The following is a 17,577-nucleotide window of genomic DNA, read 5'->3' on the forward strand; positions in this document are numbered from 1 at the left end:
TTATCCGGGGTTTCGGGGTGGCCATCACAAGGGAATGGCATGATCGCCATCCTGGCTGAATTCAACGCCATTTTTTTCCGCCGAATGGCGTGAAGGTATGGATCATGCTGGAAGAGTCGGCCTGCAGAAAAAACGAAAATGGTGGCGGCATGTGTTCAACACGGTGCGCAGGGCGCCCCCTTGCTGAACATGTGTTTGATCTCGTCTGTAACTTTGGTTTATATCGAGTCTGACCAGTCTGACCCCATATATACCCACGTTAGGGGAAGGTCAGAGCCTATATACACTCCCGCTGCGGGAGGTGTAAGACAAACTCTTCCCATACGGTCGGGATGGTTCGATACGCCGGTAAGAGGTCTAATGCCGGAACTGATCAGTGAGCAGCATATCGGTTTGACCGGCTGCATCTGAATCGGCACGGAGTCGGGCGGCGACTTTCAACACTGTCAGGTGGCCTTTTAGCGGGCCAGGTGTAAAGCATGTACGCTGCTAACCTAGAAAAGGCGTTCGAGGAAAAAGCGAGACCGGTGCTTACGCAGAAATCTCGCAAATGCCTTGAAGCGGACCGAGCGTTCGTAGAAGCACAGACAGGTATTTCACCTCGCCAGTATCTGGGCACCTAGATTCCGACGCGTGGTTTATTCATCTACACTAGATGATCCCACGACAATATTTGTGCAGAGACGAACAACGTCAAAGGGAATCATGGCAAAAACATTACTGGTGCCGGTCAAGGATCTTAGCCTCGATTTGCATAATTTTCGAACGGTTCCACAAAAAAACGAAGTCGATGCTGTTAAAGCAATGATCTCAATTAGTCCGGATCACTTCTGGGCTCTAATGGAGAGCTTGCTTGATGACGGATATCTTCCGACAGAAAACATTCTGGCGATCGAAGACAAATCTGGTGGTAAACACGTCAAGGAAGGGAACCGTCGTGTCGCATCTTTGAAGATTATTCTAGGTGTTATCGATGCGAAGCCGCTAGATCTTCCACAACAATTGATTGAGCGAATTGCTACCTTGGCTCCGCAATGGATTCAAGAAAACTCGTCTGTCCCTTGCACACTGTACAAGCTGAGCGATGCAGATCTCGTTGATCGGATTATTACGCGTACCCATGGTAAAGGGACAAAAGCCGGTCGCGACGATTGGGAGACCGTTGCCCGAGCTCGCCACAACCGCGATAAGAATGGGGCATCGGAAGTAGCATTGGATCTATTGGAGAAGTATTTGGCGACAGGAACGAACTTGACCGAGGAGCAACGAGCTCGTTGGGCTGGAAAGTATGTTTTGTCGGTTCTTGATGAAGCGATCAAGAAGACTGCGCAAAGGTTCGGGGCCGCAACAAGTCCGGAACTCGTTCGCCTTTATCCATTGATTCCGCACAGAAAGTGCCTTGATGAAATGATCTACGCGATTGGGATGGAGACGTTGACGTTTACCGCAATTCGCGACAGTCCTGATCTAGCGCTTAGATTTGGTGTGCCGGCACCAGCATCAGCAGCGGGAACCACTACAAATTCCAGGCAAGGAACGCAAGCCGGCGGTTCAAACTCGTCTGGCGCAAACACGGGGAACAGTTCTGGCGGAACAAATGCCAGCGCGACCAAGCCAAGCAGTCAAACGAATGCTTCCGGTGGAGGGCCGTCCAATTCTGGTGGTGCTGGTGGAGGGGCGGCGGGTGCAAATGGCGGCACTTCAAGCGGAGGAAAAACTGCGGCGACAGCGACGAATGATGAGCGGACGGTGCGGCGTTCGCTGCGGGCACTTACGCTCTTTGGCCAAAATCGGTCCAAGCTGGTAACGTTACGACAGGAAGCACTGAAGCTGAAAATAAAAGATAATCCGATCGCGTTTTGTTTCCTCTTGCGTAGCATGTTTGAAATTTCTGCAAAGGCCTATTGCGATGACCATGCGACCGTTGCAGGGGCACCCACGGCCCGTAAGGCCGATGGAACAGACAGGAACTTGGCGGATGTCTTGAAAGACATCATCACTCATCTTACACAAAATAAGAAGGATACTCAGATGGTCCGAGTGCTGCATGGCCCAGGGACCGAAATCTTGAGGCATGAGGGGATTCTGTCGATCACTTCGATGAATCAGCTTGTCCATAGCCCCACGTTTACGATCCAAGCGGGTGACATCCCAACCTTGTTCGCGAATATTTTCCCTCTGCTTGATCACATGAACAAATGATAGTGACCTCTCCCCTGCATAAGGCAAGCTATGACTCAAAATAGAACGCCACTGCGCTACCCTGGTGGGAAGCAGAAATTAACACCATTCGTTGTCGAAGTTTTGAGAGCTAATGGGCTTGAGGGTGGGCATTACGTTGAGCCATATGCGGGCGGAGCTGGCGTTGCAATGGAGTTGTTAATCGACGGCTGTGTTGAGCACGTTCATCTCAACGATTCGTCATATCACATTTATTCGTTTTGGAATTCTTTGCTGACACAGCCTGATGAATTTTGTAATCGAATTTCACGGTCTTTACTGAACGTTGATGAATGGCGCAACCATCGCGAAGTACTGCGTCATCCAGAACAGCATAGTGAGTTCGACGTTGGATTCGCAACGTTTTATCTCAATCGTTCGAACAGATCTGGAGTGTTGACCGGGGGGGTGATAGGCGGACTTAACCAATCAGGAAAGTGGAAAATTGACGCTCGATTTCCAAGAAATGAACTTATTCGACGTATAGAACTGATCAGCTCCTTCCGAGATTCAATTACAGTTTGCAATCTCGATGCAGAAGAGTTTTTTGCTACTTATGTTCCAATTTTGCCGGAAGAAACGCTCGTGTATTGTGATCCACCTTACTTCGAAAAGGCAAGTCGACTCTACCTTAACCATTACGCGCCTGAAGATCACGAAAGGATAGCCGATACTATCCAAGAGTTGGAAAACGTAAAATGGATCGTGTCATACGATGGTGTTGATAAGATACTGAGCTACTACGCTCAACGCCGTAAATTTCTATATGAACTGCAATACAACGCGTCCCGCGCTTACAAGGGAAGTGAAGTATTCATATTCTCTGACGATCTTGTTATTCCGCGTAGCTCAGCTCTACCGTTCATCTCGTCGGCGTTGAAAGCAAATACACGAACTTTGCATGTCAACGCCTTGGCTGCTTGAATTTGCGAGACTCAAGAGTCGAATGTATAAGTGTCTCCAAGTATGTAGGGGCCGACTCGATTATTCACTTATATTCTTTTTGTTAGTGGAGAAATCAAAGTTAGCGCAAGATGTGGTTTTCACAAAGTGTACATACGCCCTTGCGAACCGCGCCCAATCAGCCGATCATAAGCGTAGTTCTATCATTTCTGCGTATTGTGTTTCTTTGGCCTTTCCGGGATTTTCAATCCGGCCGCTTTTTGCTTGCTGATGTATATCGACTCGATCACGTTTTCGACAACATCCATAATTGCTTCAACTTCTTGCTTACTGGGCTTGAACCCTCTATGCATACTTGCATGTCCGGCTTCTATGACTGGGCCGATGGCGTCTTTTTGGACCCCAGATATATAACCATCCGCTTCAAACCTAGCAAGGTTCTTAACGAAATTTCCTTGATCACCCACCGACTCAATCATTACTTGCTCTAAGAGTCCTCGCATTCCGAGAACAGCCAAGCGCAGATTTTCGTTCTTTAGCGCGATGTATATCTCGCTTAAAAATTCACGCTTATAAGGATTCGAAATACTCTCCATAAAGATTAGATCGAAAAGCCATTTCGGCTGTCTGCGAGACGTTTTAGGTGGCCACTGCTCAACAACTTTCTCGGATTGACCGCTACACCACCATTCAGTGTGCAGGCTAATGCTTTCGCAACCATCGCATTCAGCAAGACGGTAATTGCAGAATTCGTGATATTCATTACCGAAGTCGTCAAGTTCTTCAAAATGTTCCTTTTGGGTGTTGTACAGCGTCGTATGCCATCGCTTTCCCATGCACATGTTGCAGTGAAGCTTGATTTTCTCTTTGTCTTCATCCATTGGAAGTCCAAAGCCTTTGTGTTTTGCGTCCTTATGTAATGCAAGCGCCAAACCAACAACCTATCCGACGCTTGCATCGGCAAACCGTCTACCCCACCTTCGGCAACCGATCCAGCGCCGCCTTGATCGCCTCCTCCGGATAAGCAAAGTCCTGCAGCTTCCCGCTGAAGTAAGCGTCGTACGCGCCCATGTCGAAGTGCCCATGGCCCGACAGGTTGATGAACAGCGTCTTCGCCTCACCGCTCTCCTTGCAGCGCAATGCCTCATCGATACACGCCGCAATCGCATGGCTCGATTCCGGCGCGGGGATGATGCCTTCCGAACGCGCGAAGCGCACGCCGGCGTCGAAGGTCGCAAGCTGCGGCACGGCGACGGCTTCCAGCAGTTTCTCGTGATAGAGCTGCGATACCAGCGCGGAGTCGCCGTGGTAGCGCAGACCGCCCGCATGAATCCCCGGCGGCATGAAGTCGTGGCCGAGGGTGTACATCAGGGTCATCGGCGTGAGCTTGGCTGTGTCGCCGTAGTCGTAGGCGTAGTGGCCGCGCGTGAGCGTCGGGCAGGAGGTCGGTTCGACGGCGACCAGGCGCACGTTCTTGCCGGCGGCCTTGTCGGCGAAGAAGGGGAAGGCCGCGCCGCCGAAGTTGGAGCCGCCGCCGCAGGGGGCGAAGATCATGTCGGGGTAGTCGCCGGCGAGATCGAACTGCTTCTTGGCTTCGAGGCCGATCACGGTCTGGTGCAGCAGCACGTGGTTGAGCACGGAACCGAGCGCGTAGTTGGTGTCGGCGCGCGAGGCGGCTTCTTCGACGGCTTCGGAGATGGCGAGGCCGAGCGAGCCCTGGTTGTCTGGATTCTCTGCGAGCGCGGCGCGGCCGACGTTGGTTTGCTCGGACGGGCTGGCGAAAACTTCGGCGCCCCAGGTCTGCATCATGGAGCGGCGATAGGGTTTCTGGAAGTAGCTGACCTTGACCATGTAGACGCGCACTTCGAGGCCGAACATCTGGCCGGCGAGCGCCATCGAGCTGCCCCACTGGCCGGCGCCGGTTTCGGTGGCGATGCGCTTGATGCCGGCTTCGGCGTTGTAGTAGGCCTGCGCGACGGAGGTGTTGACCTTGTGCGAGCCGGCCGGCGAGACGCCTTCGAACTTGTAGTAGATCTTGCAGGGTGTGCCGAGTGCCGCTTCGAGGCGATGCGCGCGGAACAGCGGCGTGGGACGCCAGAGCTGGTAGATCTCGCGCACCTTCTCGGGAATCTTGATCCAGCGCTCTGCCGACACTTCCTGCTCGATCAGGCTCATCGGGAAGATCGCGGCCAGCGCATCGGGCGTGAGCGGCTTGCCGTCCGGGCCGAGCGGCGGCGCGGGCGGGTTGGGCATGTCGGCCACGATGTTGTACCAATGGGTCGGGATTTCGGATTCGGGGAGCAGGAATTTGGTTTGTGACATGGTCTGATCCTATCGTGTGGCAAGCGGTTTTTGTATCACTGCTGGACGGGCTCCTTCCCCCCTGCAAGGGGGAGGGGACCCGCTGTCTATGTTGCTTACGTCTGCTACTGCTGGCTTACGCCTTCGCGAGCGCCTGATCCAGGTCGGCGATCAGGTCGTCGATGTGCTCGATGCCGATCGACAGGCGCAGCATGTCTTCCGACACACCGGCCTTGGCGAGTTCTTCCGGATTGAGCTGGCGGTGCGTGGTCGAGGCCGGGTGCGTGGCGAGCGACTTGGCGTCGCCGATATTGACCAGGCGCGTGAACAGTTGCAGCGCGTCGAGCACGCGTGCGCCGGCTGCGCGGGGGTCGGCCTTGTCCACGCCCTTGAGGCCGAAGGACAGGATGCCGGAGGCGCGGCCGCCCATGTATTTCTGCACCAGCGCATGGTCCGGATGGTCGGCGAGGCCGGCGTAGTTGACCCAGCCGACCTTCGGATGATTCTTGAGGAAGCTGGCGACGGCTTGCGAGTTTTCGCAGATGCGGTCCATGCGCAGCGCGAGGGTCTCGATGCCTTGCAGGATGAGGAAGGCATTCATCGGCGAAATCGCCGCGCCCATGTTGCGCAAGGGGACGACGCGCGCGCGGCCGATGTAGGCGGCAGCGCCGAGCGCTTCGGTGTAAACCACGCCGTGGTAGGAGACGTCCGGCTCGTTGAGGCGCTTGAAGCGGTCCTTGTGCTGCGCCCAGGGGAACTTGCCGCTGTCGACGATGGCGCCGCCGATGCTGTTGCCATGACCGCCGAGGTATTTGGTGAGCGCGTGCACGACGATGTCGGCACCGTATTCGAACGGACGGCACAGGTAGGGGCTGGGCACGGTGTTGTCGACGATGAGCGGAATGCCATGCGCGTGCGCGATGTCGGCCAGCTTGGCGAAGTCGGTGACGTTGCCGAGCGGATTGCCGATCGATTCGCAGAAGATGGCCTTGGTGCGGCTGTCGATCAGCGGCGCGAAGCTTTCCGGCTTGCGCGCGTCGGCGAAGCGCACCTCAATGCCCATCTGCGGCATGGTGTGCGCGAACAGGTTGTAGGTGCCGCCGTACAGCGTGCTGGCGGAAATGATGTTGTCGCCGGCTTCGGTGATGGTCTGGATGGAATAGGTGACCGCAGCCATGCCGGAGGCCAGCGCCAGCGCGCCGACGCCGCCTTCGAGCGCGGCGATGCGCTTTTCCAGCACGTCCTGCGTCGGGTTCATGATGCGGGTATAGATGTTGCCTGCGACCTTGAGGTCGAACAGGTCCGCGCCGTGCTGCGCATTGTCGAAGGAATAGGCGACGGTCTGGTAGATCGGCACCGCGACGGACTTGGTGGTCGGCTCGGGCGTGTAGCCGGCGTGGACTGCGAGGGTTTCGATTTTCATTGTCTTCCTTTTCTTCCTGTGGTTTTCAAAAGTGTGTAGCGCGGCGGCGCAAGACTTGCATGGGAGAGCGGTCGCAATCGCGAGAATAGCCGGCGGCGACCGCTGCGAAGCTCAACATGAACCACAACGAAACAGCGTGCCCGCATTCCACCTCGGGTGAAACACGCGATGGCGAACGGGAGCGGACAGGCAAGCAGAACGAGCAGGCGGAAAAACGCGGCGCGATGCACGGCTTGCGCAGTGTTTTTCCGGGCAGCTTGCTGGCTGCCGCATGCTGATGTGCGAGCGGACGCGTTCAATGTGGCGTCCTGAAGAATAACATTTTTTCTCTGCGCAAAAACCTCATGAAGCAGGCGTTTTTGCCGCATCGGACGGCAATGTCGGACAAACTCCGTACCGGCTTCGCGGCGTGCTTCGCGCACAAGGATGCAAACAATTCGAGGCGCGAAACCGGAAGTTCTTGCCGGCCGGATTTCCACGCCGACGGCATCCTGAAGGTTCAATTTCCCGGTCGCCTGTTGCTCATATTTTGAGCAATGTTGCGCACCGCTGTATCAATTTTTCGCAGCCCGTTCGGCTGCGCGCCTGTCTTTTCCCCTCGTTGACCACTGGCATGTTTGTTGCACTTATGCAAATGGAGATTGCCGTCATAACAACACCATCAAGGGAGGACGCAGTGCTTGGAAACTTCATTCGATTACTCTTCGGGCAGCCAAAGCAGAAGCAGGTCAACGAGTTGTTCCCGCAGGACCAGCAGACCTATGTGCGGCACGGGCTGCATGTGGATGGGCACGGATTGCCGGAGGTATCGGCGACATGCTGGCGGCGTCTTGTTCTCGGCGAGACGGAAATCACGACAGCCGACATATCGCTGCGCTTCCTGCTCAAGAACAATGTGCGCTATGTGAAGCGCGCCAGCAACTCGGAAGACGCCATTGCCGAACGCATCCGCATCACGCGCAATTTCTTTATCAAGAACCGGCTGCTGCTCAACGCTGAAGTCCTCATGCTGAGCCAAATCGAAGGGGAGAAGGCATGATGACCGCAAAGAAGGGAATGTATTCGCTGGCCGCCGTGTCGGAGCTGGTCACCAGCGGCCGCGCCATCCTGCTTGCCGGCGATGAAGCCTTGCTCGACCAGGTGCCGCGCGGCAACTGGATCGGCGGAACGATTCCCTATTTCATGGGAGACCAGGGTGGCCTGCAGAGCAAAGAGCTGCTGCATGTATCGGTGATCGACGAGGCGTCAGGCGGACACGTCGGCATGTACGACGTATCGACTATCGACCGCATCGCCACGGACGGCCCCGCCAACGGCTTGACGGTGTGCATCCTGCCTGCCGGCAGTGCCGTGCATGAGCATTATGCGAAACACGGGCCGGACTTCGACGACATGTTCATGAAGCCCCTGGTCGGCTGGGTCGCGGGCGTCAGCCTGGACGACATCGGCCGTGTGAAGCCGCAGGTGTACAACGGCGCAACCGGGCAGAAATCGGATTGCCTGGCGGTCGCGATGCACGTCGAGCTTCCGGCCAATAAGCAGGCGAACGTCGAGCTGCTCAACCTGTTCGAGGCTCTCGATGCGCACACGCTGATCTTCGACGCGGACGGTTTCTCGGCAGGCGATTGCATGATCGACGGAAAACGGACCAATCTCGCACGTTTCATCAGCGAGCATGCGATCGACACACGCATGCCGCTGGTCGCGGACTACAACGGTTTCTACGTCAACGTGAGCATTCAGAGCGTGGATGCCGCCAGCGGCGAGACAAGCTTCTTCGCGCCGGTCTTCGCAGGCGTCGAATATTTCTTCGCCAAACCGGTTGCCGACTATGTCGAGAGCTTCGACGCAGCCATGGCCGACAGGAAGATTGCAGCGGCCTTTTCCTGCAACTGCATCCTCAACTATCTCTATGCCAACCTGGAGGGGAAGAAGACCGGCACCTTGACCGGGCCGATGACTTTCGGCGAGATTGCCTGGCAGTTGCTCAACCAGACCCTGGTCTGGGTCAGCATCGTGGAGCGGCCGGGCTGAACACCGTGAAAACGGGCCGCAAGCGGCAAGGGGCGGTGTTCACCTTATGCGGCAATTCACACCGCCCCGATCCTGCCTACTGCTGGTTCAACCGCAAGCGCCGATCGCGCCGCAGGCTGTGCAGAACTCGCAGCCGTCCTTCTTGATCACGGTCGTGTTGCCGCATTCCTTGCACAGCTTGCCGGCGATGGTCGGCGCGGTCCGGGCGATATGCGCCGGCTCGTCGGTGACCACGCCCATGGCTTTGACCGGCATGCCTTCTTCGGTGAGGATGCCGAGCATGGCGTAGCGGTGAATCACGAGTTGCGCGATGTAGGCGACGGTCGATGGATAGCTGACCTGCTTTTCGCTGCCGGGCACGCGGGCGAGGAAATCGCCGCGCGGTTCGGCGTAGTTGAGCAGCTTGCGCAGCTTCATGCCGATCCAGGCCGGATCGACCACGCGCATGTCGTGGCTGAGCAGCTTGCACAGGCCGTCCAGGGTATGCGGATGACCGCCGGTGAGCCACATGCTGTAGGGACGGCGGGTGCCGTCCGGCATCTGCAGTTCCTTGAGCATCAGCACGAAATCGTCTTCGGTGGCCGGGTTGCGCACATCCGCCACCCAAGCCAGCGTGCCGTCGGTGCCGGTCTTGGGCTCATGCGGCGCGAACAGCGCGTTGAGCACCGGCGACGTTTCGTTGTCCTGCTTGTCGAGTGCGCCGAGCTGGTTGTAACGCCATTCGACCAGCTTGGCGAAGGCGGCCGTCGCGCTCGGCACCTGGATCGGCTGGCCGTTGGGCGGCATCGGCATTTCGAACGGATCGCCGTAGGCGCTGCCGAGCAGCGACAGGCGCTTGCGCAGCCAGGCGCGGTCGTTGGCGCGCATGTCGGTCGACAGCGTCTTGGCGATCGCATCCAGGCCGCGCGGCGGCTGGCCGCCGAGCACCCAGACTTCGAACGGCACGCCGCCCTTGTCGGATACGGCGACCGCGAATTCGCCCTGCGGCGTGTCGATGATTTCGCTGATCCAGGCGGAAGCGCCGGCCGGCAGGCGCGGACGCGACGGCCAGCGCAGCGACGCCAGCGGCGGCGTCATCGCCAGTTCCGTCAGCACCAGGCGCTTGTCCTGCTCGGACAGCGTGACCGGCTGCGGATTGGGATTGGCGGCAGGCACCGACAGCACCGCGCCGAGCACGCCGTTGGGGCGATAGGTGGTGATGCCTTTCAGCCCCTGGCGCCAGGCTTCCATGTAGAGGCCCTTGAAGTCCTCGTACGGATAGTCTTCCGGCACGTTGACCGTCTTGGAAATCGCGGCATCGATGTAGGGTGCGACGCTGGCGACCATCAGCATGTGATTGATGGCGGAGATTTCCAGCGCGGAGACGAAGGCTTCCGGCAGGCTGGCGGTGTCGTGGCCGAGCGCGCGATAGACGCGGTAGGCGTGGTCTTCGACGGTGTAGTCCTTCTTGGTGCCGTCGGGCATGCGCTTGGTGCGGTTGTAGAACCACGAGAAGGCGGGCTCGATGCCGTTCGACGCGTTGTCGGCGAAGGCCAGCGAAATGGTGCCGGTCGGCGCGATCGAGGTCAGGTGCGAATTGCGGATGCCGTGCTTGCGGATCGCATCCTTGAGCGACTCCGGCAGGCGCGAGGCAAAGCCGCCGGCCAGGTATTTGTCGGCGTCGAACAGCGGGAATGCACCGCGCTCTTTCGCGATGTCGATCGAACCTTCATACGCGGCATCGCGCATCACGCGCGAGATCTCGCCGGCCAGCTTGCGGCCCTCTTCGGTGTCGTAGCGCACGCCGAGCATGATCAGCGCATCGCCCAGGCCGGTGAAGCCGAGGCCGAGACGGCGCTTGGCATCCGCTTCGCGGGCCTGTTCCGGCAGCGGCCACTTGGTCGCGATCAGCACGTTGTCGAGCATGCGCACGGCGATCTTCGTGACTTTCGCCAGCGTGTCGAAGTTGAACTTCGCGTCTTCGCTGAAGGGTTCCTCGACGTAGGCGGTGAGATTGAGGCTGCCGAGGCAGCAGCAGCCGTAATCCGGCAGCGGTTGTTCGCCGCAGGGATTGGTGGCTTCGATGCGTTCGCAATAGGCGAGATTGTTTTCCTGGTTGATGCGATCGAGGTAGAGCACGCCCGGTTCCGCGGCGTTGTAGGTGCTCTTCATGATCAGGTCCCAGATCTCGCGCGCCTTGACCTTCTTGTAGACCCACTTGCTGTCCTCGCGCTGGTAGGCGCCCTTCTCCTTGAAGTCGGCATTGGGTTCGACGCTGTGCGCCAGTTCGAATTCACCGTCCGCGTCGACCGCGCGCATGAACTCGTCGGTGACGCCGACCGAGACGTTGAAGTTGTTGAGCTGCCCTTTTTCCTGCTTGACCGTGATGAAGTCAAGGATGTCCGGATGATCGACATTGAGCACGGCCATCTGCGCGCCGCGCCGTGCGCCGGCCGATTCCACGGTTTCGCAGGAACGATCGAACACCTTCATGTAGGAGATCGGACCGGAGGCGCTGCTGCCGGTGCCCTTCACCCGCGCGCCCTTGGGGCGGATGGCGGAGAAGTTGTAGCCGACGCCGCCGCCGCGGCGCATGGTTTCGGCGGCCTGTGCGAGAGCGGTATAGATGCCGGGCTTGCCGTGGTCGTCCTCGGTGATGGAATCGCCGACCGGCTGCACGAAGCAGTTGATGAGCGTGGTCTGCAGGCCGGTACCGGCGGCGCTGCTGACACGGCCGGCCGGGATGAAGCCTTGCCGCATCGCCCACAGGAAGTCGTCTGCATGCTTTTTGCGCGTCTTCTGCGGTTCAACCTCGGCCAGGGCTTTGGAGACACGGGTGATGACCTGTTCGATCGTGGTTTCGTCGCCTTTGGCGTATTTTTCGATCAGGACCTCGGTGGAGATGTCTTGTGGCTCGGCGAGCGCGATGACCGCGCTTTCTAGTTTATGCATGTATGACTCCTTGGAGCCGACGTCGGAGCGTCGGGCGATCGAATGAAAACGTGTTGCGGGTTCTGGTGTCGATGCACCTGCGATGTGACTGATGGCCATATCAAGGTGCGTTGTGTCGGATGGTTGCGGCGCTTGCCAGGACGGTCGTGCTGATTGAAAACCGGGTCGCGATCATGAAATCACTCGTTGGTCCTGGTAGCGTTGGTTCGGGCCGGCCGAATGACCGCAAAAATCGAATTTCCGGCGGCTCTCGGTCCGGCTGGCCGGAAGTCATTCTAGCGAGGCCGTAAACGAACTCACCTTGATCCAGATCAAGTATTTCCGGTGTGAAGGTCGCTTGTTCCGGCAGGCGAAAATGCTGCATTGCGAAAGAGTTTCTCCTGAAAAATCCTTCGGCATTGTGGCATGCAAAACGGTCGCCGCGTCACTCCTTTTTCCACTTGTTGTGGCCGACGAATTCTTCCCAGCTCAGGAAGCCGTCCTTGTTCTTGTCGTAGCGGCTGAAATTGTCTGCCTTGAAGGGCGCGACCTTGGCGACTTCGTCCCTGGTCAGCTTGCCGTCCTTGTCGGTATCGGCGGCGTCGAATTCGCCGACCGCCTGCTTGTAGGCGAGACGGGCCATATCGCCCTTGCGGCCGCTCTGGTCAAGATCGGGGACAATGGACTGCGCGCTCGCCGAGCCGGCAACGGCCAGCAGGACAAACAGCAGCAAGGATGTTTTCATGAGGCGCTCCGGAGCGGGAAAATAGTTCCGTATGGTAACTCCCGAAGCAGGCAGGACCAACGACTTATGGCAAGGCTTCGCCAATCCTTCCCAGACTGCAGGCAAAAAAAAGCCCGCTGACCTTGCGGTAGCGGGCAAATCCAATTCTAGGAGAGTTGGAGGAGACAGGTTCACTATACTGCCCGCCCCATGCGATGTCTGCTTTATTGTGGTGATATCGGTTATACGATTCTTGTATATCTCACCGAAAAAGAAAAACCCGCAAGGCTTTCACCTTGCGGGTCCTTGTCTCCATTCTCCATCCTTAAGTGGATTTTTTGTGCGGGAAATATTACACCGAAGTTACACATTTGGATATAGCCCGGACAACGGCGGCTTTGCTGCGCCGCATCAATGCGCCACAACAAAAAAGCCCGCCGTAGCGAGCTTGCAATTGAATACAAGAGTAGATTCCTGAAGCCCGGTCCTATCTGGAGAGTGGCCCCAGTTGAATGAATCTGCTCGTGTATCCGCACTCGATTGGTCGAATGCTTGGAGTAAATATAGCCTGCGGGCAACGCTGCCGCAAGATTTTTTTGCGCAAGAACCGGTTTGTGTTCAAGAGTGTAGCGCAGCGTTCAAAACGCATGAATGAAGTGACAAGAAACGCATGCGGCCGGATGATGCGGCTACACTGAAAACATGACAAGCCTGCTGTAATAATTCAGGCAAGCGGCGGTCGAACAGACTGCCCTTCCTTCTGATCGGACTGCCCATGCCTACCGTAATCAAGCATCGCCGGATCAACATCGTCACCCTCGCGGCCGGCGAAAGCATCGCCGAACACTGCCGCAGCGGCGATATCGCCATCGTGCAGGACGAACATGGTTGGTGGGCGCACTTCGTCGGCGACAACGGCGAAGTTTCTGGCTACGATGAGCCCTTCGAGTCCTACAACAAGGCGCTCTGGACGGCGAAAGCCGCCGCGGAGTTTGCCGCCGAATGAGGCAGCGCGACAGCATCCCGGAATTGATGTGAAACAGCAGAATCAACAATAATCTGCGGCCGCCCGCGACAGCGTCGCGGCCTCAACGATAATTTCCCGTTTTCCTGCGAACTTGCGCCGGACGCTTGCCGTGACGACCAGCGCCACTGACCGGAATCCGACTGAGATGAAACGAAAAACCACTTTTGGAAAACGACTGGCCACATGCGCCCTCGCCCTGCTGCTGGCGGCCTGCGCGCATACCGGCGACTGGGCGTCGCAACACAATCCCTTGAACGGCAAGGTATGGGACGTTGCCGGACGCCGCTTCGTGGATCCCGCCGTGGTGCTGGAGCAGGCCGCATCGGCCCGCCTGGTACTGTTGGGCGAAATCCACGACAACCGCGAACACCATCGCATCCAGGCGCGCATCCTCGACGACATGCTCAGGCGTGGACGCCGCCCGGCGCTGGTGATGGAACAATACGACACCGACCAGCAGGACAAGATCGCCACCGTGCTGCGCGAAAGCGAATCCGAAGGGAAGATGCGGGAGCTGTCGCAGCTGATGCGCACGAGCTGGGACTGGCCGATGTATGAGCCGATTGCAAGGCAGGCCGTGCAGCAGGGACTGCCGCTGGCCGCCGCCAATCTGTCGCGCGACATGACGCGCCTGGTTTCGCGCAACGGCTTTTCCGCGCTGGGCGCCGACGCGGAGAACCGGCTTGCGCTGGAAAGCGTCTGGACGCCGGAACGCCAGAAGCATCTGATCCATGAAGTTTATGCGGGACATTGCGGCAAGATTCCGGAACACGTGATCGGCGCGATTGCGAAAGCGCAGCGTGCGCGCGACGCGGTGATGGCCGATACGCTGCTCGGGTTCAGGGAGAACGGCGCAGTCGCCATCGTCGGCCGCGGCCACGCGCGCAAGGACATGGGCGTGCCGCTGTATCTCGCGGCGCGCGCGCCGGACACATCGGTGCTGGCCCTCGGTCTGGTGGAAACCGACACACCGACCGACCCTGACGTGTATGCCTATGGACCGCTCGGCGCGCAATATGATTATTTGTGGTTCACGCCGCGTACACGACGCAAGGTCGAGCCTTGCGACACGATTCCCACGAAGCCGGGCGCGAGCAGCTGAACGGTCTCACTTGCGGCGTTGCGCCGACACCAGCGCCACGCCGGCGCAGGTGACCGCAATGCCGATGACGCTCAACCAGCCCGGCACCACATCGAACATGATCCATTCCAGAAATACCGCGATGATGGGCGTGAGGAACAGCAGGCTGGTGACCTTGGCCGCATGGCCGCGCCGCATCAATGTATGCAAGGCGTTCACCCCGAGAATCGAGGCGAAGATCACGAGGAACACGATCGACACCACCAGCTGCCAGCTCCAGTGCACCACGAAGCCCTCGACGCGCCAGGCCAGCGGCGCCAGCACCAGCAGCGACACCACGAACTGGATGAAGGAAGAACTGCGCAGATCGGCCGTCTTGCAGAAACTGCGCTGATACAAGGTACCGACCGTGATCGAGCCCAGCGACAGAATGACCGCAAACAGACTGGACACCGTCACCGCGCGCAGGTTGAACTTGTGCCACACCACCAGCATCACCCCCGCCAGGCCGAGAGCGACGCCCAGCCACTGCCGCCAACCGAGGTGTTCGCGCATGACGCGATGGGCAAACGCGGCAGTGAACAAGGGCTGCGTCGCCAGGATCAGGGCTGTCACGCCTGCCGACATGCCGAGGTACTGCGCGTAGTGGCTGCCGCTCAGGTAGATCGCATGCATCAGCAATCCCGCCACGCAGACATGGAACAGTTCGCGCCGGTCTGCCGGCCACGCGGGACGCGTGATGATCAGCAAGGGAATCAGGCACAACACGCCGAAGGCGTAGCGCAGCGACAGAAAGGTGAACGGTGCCGCGTAATGCATCCCGGTCTTGCTGGCGAGATAACCGGAGCCCCAGACCAGCACGAAGAACCAGGCGAGCAATGAGTCGTAACGGGCGTCGGCCGGCGTCGCGGAAGGTGTGGTTGAGCTCATCTGGCGGATACGGGAGGAATGGCGAGGAAAAAGTTTAACCGGATTCGCCGCAACGCGTTTCGCGCCGGACCGGGCTGCAGGTTTTGGCCTGAGCTGCAATAATCCGGGGAGATCGGAAACCATCAAGGGAAACACCGTGAACGGCAGCAAGCATGACATTCAATTCGCCGACCTCGACTGGAAGGAACGCGCGATCAGGCTGGAGTATCAATGGCTGGGCGACACGGCATCGCCCTGGCCGACGGTGGTCTTTCTGCATGAAGGACTGGGGTCGATTGCGATGTGGCGCGACTTTCCGGAACGCTTCTGCAATGAACACGGCTTGCGCGGCCTGATGTACTCGCGCTACGGCTATGGCCGCTCGACGCCGCGCCCGGCCGATGAAAAACTCTCGCCGTCTTATCTGCATGAGCAGGCGCTGGAAGTGCTGCCTTCCCTGCTGTCGCAACTTGGGGTGCAACGCCCCTGGCTGTTCGGCCATAGCGACGGCGGTTCGATCGCGCTGCTGTATGCGGCGAACTTCCCCGACGCGGTCAGCGGGATTGTGGTGGTCGCACCCCACATCTTCGTTGAAGACATAACGGTGGACGGCATTCGCAAGGTGCGCGAAACATATCTGAACAGCGACTTTCCGCGCAGGCTGGCGCGTTATCACACCGACGGCGACTCGGTGTTCTGGGGCTGGAATGATGCATGGCTCGATCCGGCATTCCGCGGCTGGAATATCGAAGACCAGCTCGGCAAGATCCGCTGTCCGGTGCTCGCGTTGCAAGGCGAAGACGACGAGTACGGCACGCTGGAGCAAATCTACGGGATAGAACGGCTGGCCCCGAACGCCAGGGCCGTGCCGCTGGCGCAGTGCGGCCATGTCCCGCACCGCGATCAGCCGGCGCTATTGAGCGCGCAGGCGGGAAGCTTCATCACGGACTACTTGCCGCGCAGGTAGACGTTGTCGTCGAAGGTCAGTACCCATTCCGGGCGGTACACGGTGAAGATCGTGAGCAGAAATCCGGTCAGGAAGGATTCGCCCCAGGCCAGCAGCAGCATGTAGGCAACGGTATCTCCACCGACCGGTCCTGCCCATAGCTGGTACACAACGAGCGAAACCAGATCGGTGGCAACCAGCATCACCATCGCGCCAAAAAATCCGTTGCCCAGCAAATAGATGAAGATGTGATGCGGCAGATAGCGTCGCGTCGCACGCATCACCGCTTCGCCGCACCAGGCGGGAAAGACAGCCAGCATCAGGATATTCAATCCGATATTGCCCCACAGCCCATCCTGCAGCGCCGTGGAGGCGATCACCGCAAGGCTGAGGCCGACCGTCGCCAAGGGCCGCCCGAACATCAGGACAAACAGCGGCACACCCAGCAACTGCAGGGCAATGCCATTGCCGATGCGCACATCCATGCGCCACAGCAGAGGCAGGACAATGACGAAAAAGCACCAGGCGGAAAAAGCGCCGATCCGGTCAACGCGCTGCCACTGTGTGCTTCTGGCGTCGCGCACCAGCGCGACCGCAGCGGCCGCCACCGTCAGGTAGGCGAACGCCGGGGGAAGAGAAACATCGAATATGCCCATGGCACATTATAGAAAATCATCCGGCAAAGCCGGCGGCATGCCGCCATGCGCGCCTGCATGAAAAAAGCCCGCCGAAGCGGGCCTGGTACGTCTGTGCGGCATCAGTCTTTCTTCAGGCAGTCGCTCATGAATTTCTTGCGCTCGTCGCCTTTCATGCCCTTGGCCTGCGCATTGCAGGTTTTCATTTTTTCCTGCTGCGCCTTTTGCGCTTCGCTTACCTTCGGCTTGCTGCTCAGGCATTCCTTCATGAAGGCCTTGCGCTCATCGCCTTTCTTCGCCCCAGCCTCCTTGTTGCACGAAGCCATCTTGTTTTGCTGCTCGGTTGCCGCGAATGCGGAGTTAAGCAGGAATGGCAGGGCGAGCAATGCCGCGCCGATCAGTTTTTTCATTATTGCCTCCTTTGCAAAGGTTCAGGGAACACACCGGGTTCATTACAGCATATT

Annotated in this window: 17 protein-coding genes; 8 read left to right on the plus strand and 9 right to left on the minus strand. The window is 58.6% G+C overall.

The features are described 5' to 3' along the window. The first annotated feature begins 705 nt into the window (after nt 1-705). Together E6W33_RS14415 and E6W33_RS14420 are read left to right on the plus strand one after the other, a co-directional pair. Nucleotides 706-2,202: a hypothetical protein gene (locus E6W33_RS14415; RefSeq protein ID WP_136417999.1), complete on the plus strand. Its 1,497-nt coding sequence runs from the start codon at nt 706-708 to the stop codon at nt 2,200-2,202. 30 nt (nt 2,203-2,232) lie between these two features. After that, nucleotides 2,233-3,144 carry a DNA adenine methylase gene (locus tag E6W33_RS14420; RefSeq protein ID WP_136418000.1) on the plus strand — a complete coding sequence of 304 codons (912 nt, stop codon included), beginning with the start codon at nt 2,233-2,235 and terminating at the stop codon, nt 3,142-3,144. Between the two features lie 182 nt (nt 3,145-3,326). Here E6W33_RS14420 and E6W33_RS14425 read toward each other — a convergent pair whose 3' ends face one another. From E6W33_RS14425 to E6W33_RS14435, 3 genes are all read right to left on the minus strand, one after another. Further along, the gene (locus E6W33_RS14425) at nt 3,327-4,004 is read right to left on the minus strand and encodes a DUF4145 domain-containing protein (RefSeq protein ID WP_136418001.1); all 678 of its coding nucleotides are present in this window, start codon (nt 4,002-4,004) and stop codon (nt 3,327-3,329) included. An 88-nt stretch (nt 4,005-4,092) separates the two neighbouring features. Next, entirely contained in the window at nt 4,093-5,445 is a 1,353-nt protein-coding gene (locus E6W33_RS14430; RefSeq protein ID WP_136418002.1) for a TrpB-like pyridoxal phosphate-dependent enzyme, read from the minus strand. A gap of 115 nt (nt 5,446-5,560) precedes the next feature. Continuing rightward, the gene (locus tag E6W33_RS14435) at nt 5,561-6,847 is read right to left on the minus strand and encodes an aminotransferase class I/II-fold pyridoxal phosphate-dependent enzyme (protein ID WP_136418003.1); all 1,287 of its coding nucleotides are present in this window, start codon (nt 6,845-6,847) and stop codon (nt 5,561-5,563) included. Between the two features lie 116 nt (nt 6,848-6,963). Here E6W33_RS14435 and E6W33_RS27065 point away from each other — a divergent pair, with 116 nt between their 5' ends. The 3 genes from E6W33_RS27065 to E6W33_RS14445 all read left to right on the plus strand — a co-directional run bounded on the left by E6W33_RS27065 (nt 6,964) and on the right by E6W33_RS14445 (nt 8,881). Next, nucleotides 6,964-7,125, plus strand: coding sequence for a hypothetical protein (locus E6W33_RS27065; RefSeq protein WP_168798648.1), 162 nt, complete (start codon nt 6,964-6,966; stop codon nt 7,123-7,125). 182 nt (nt 7,126-7,307) lie between these two features. Next, nucleotides 7,308-7,886 carry a hypothetical protein gene (locus E6W33_RS14440; protein WP_136418004.1) on the plus strand — a complete coding sequence of 193 codons (579 nt, stop codon included), beginning with the start codon at nt 7,308-7,310 and terminating at the stop codon, nt 7,884-7,886. Next, nucleotides 7,883-8,881 carry a hypothetical protein gene (locus E6W33_RS14445; protein WP_136418005.1) on the plus strand — a complete coding sequence of 333 codons (999 nt, stop codon included), beginning with the start codon at nt 7,883-7,885 and terminating at the stop codon, nt 8,879-8,881. Before E6W33_RS14440 ends, E6W33_RS14445 begins: the two co-directional genes overlap by 4 nt. Before the next feature lie 87 nt (nt 8,882-8,968). Here the strand turns inward: E6W33_RS14445 and E6W33_RS14450 are convergent, their stop codons facing one another. The 3 genes from E6W33_RS14450 to E6W33_RS14460 form a co-directional block, all read right to left on the minus strand. Beyond that, a complete protein-coding gene (locus E6W33_RS14450; RefSeq protein WP_136418006.1) occupies nt 8,969-11,812 on the minus strand; it encodes an adenosylcobalamin-dependent ribonucleoside-diphosphate reductase in 2,844 nt (947 codons plus the stop codon). A 100-nt stretch (nt 11,813-11,912) separates the two neighbouring features. Continuing rightward, nucleotides 11,913-12,176, minus strand: a complete 264-nt coding sequence (locus E6W33_RS14455; protein ID WP_136418007.1) for a hypothetical protein — start codon at nt 12,174-12,176, stop codon at nt 11,913-11,915. 60 nt (nt 12,177-12,236) lie between these two features. After that, nucleotides 12,237-12,536 (minus strand): EF-hand domain-containing protein, encoded by a 300-nt coding sequence (locus E6W33_RS14460; RefSeq protein ID WP_136418067.1) that lies wholly within the window; start codon nt 12,534-12,536, stop codon nt 12,237-12,239. 754 nt (nt 12,537-13,290) lie between these two features. On the opposite strand from E6W33_RS14460, the gene E6W33_RS14465 reads away from it, so the two are divergent. Together E6W33_RS14465 and E6W33_RS14470 are read left to right on the plus strand one after the other, a co-directional pair. Then, nucleotides 13,291-13,521, plus strand: a complete 231-nt coding sequence (locus E6W33_RS14465; RefSeq protein ID WP_136418008.1) for a hypothetical protein — start codon at nt 13,291-13,293, stop codon at nt 13,519-13,521. Between the two features lie 166 nt (nt 13,522-13,687). Further along, a complete protein-coding gene (locus E6W33_RS14470; protein WP_136418009.1) occupies nt 13,688-14,644 on the plus strand; it encodes a ChaN family lipoprotein in 957 nt (318 codons plus the stop codon). A 6-nt stretch (nt 14,645-14,650) separates the two neighbouring features. Here the strand turns inward: E6W33_RS14470 and E6W33_RS14475 are convergent, their stop codons facing one another. Next, a complete protein-coding gene (locus E6W33_RS14475; RefSeq protein WP_168798649.1) occupies nt 14,651-15,553 on the minus strand; it encodes a DMT family transporter in 903 nt (300 codons plus the stop codon). Nucleotides 15,554-15,689: 136 nt separating this feature from the next. Between E6W33_RS14475 and E6W33_RS14480 the strand changes: the two genes are divergently transcribed. After that, nucleotides 15,690-16,499, plus strand: coding sequence for an alpha/beta hydrolase (locus E6W33_RS14480; RefSeq protein WP_136418011.1), 810 nt, complete (start codon nt 15,690-15,692; stop codon nt 16,497-16,499). Here E6W33_RS14480 and E6W33_RS14485 read toward each other — a convergent pair. Together E6W33_RS14485 and E6W33_RS14490 are read right to left on the minus strand one after the other, a co-directional pair. Beyond that, nucleotides 16,481-17,134 carry an energy-coupling factor ABC transporter permease gene (locus E6W33_RS14485; RefSeq protein ID WP_136418012.1) on the minus strand — a complete coding sequence of 218 codons (654 nt, stop codon included), beginning with the start codon at nt 17,132-17,134 and terminating at the stop codon, nt 16,481-16,483. The genes E6W33_RS14480 and E6W33_RS14485 overlap by 19 nt on opposite strands. A gap of 101 nt (nt 17,135-17,235) precedes the next feature. After that, complete coding sequence (locus E6W33_RS14490; protein WP_136418013.1) at nt 17,236-17,523, minus strand: PsiF family protein; 288 nt, start codon at nt 17,521-17,523, stop codon at nt 17,236-17,238. Between the last annotated feature and the right edge of the window lie 54 nt (nt 17,524-17,577).

This window comes from Herbaspirillum sp. ST 5-3, from assembly GCF_004804275.1.
Classification (GTDB): domain Bacteria; phylum Pseudomonadota; class Gammaproteobacteria; order Burkholderiales; family Burkholderiaceae_D; genus Noviherbaspirillum.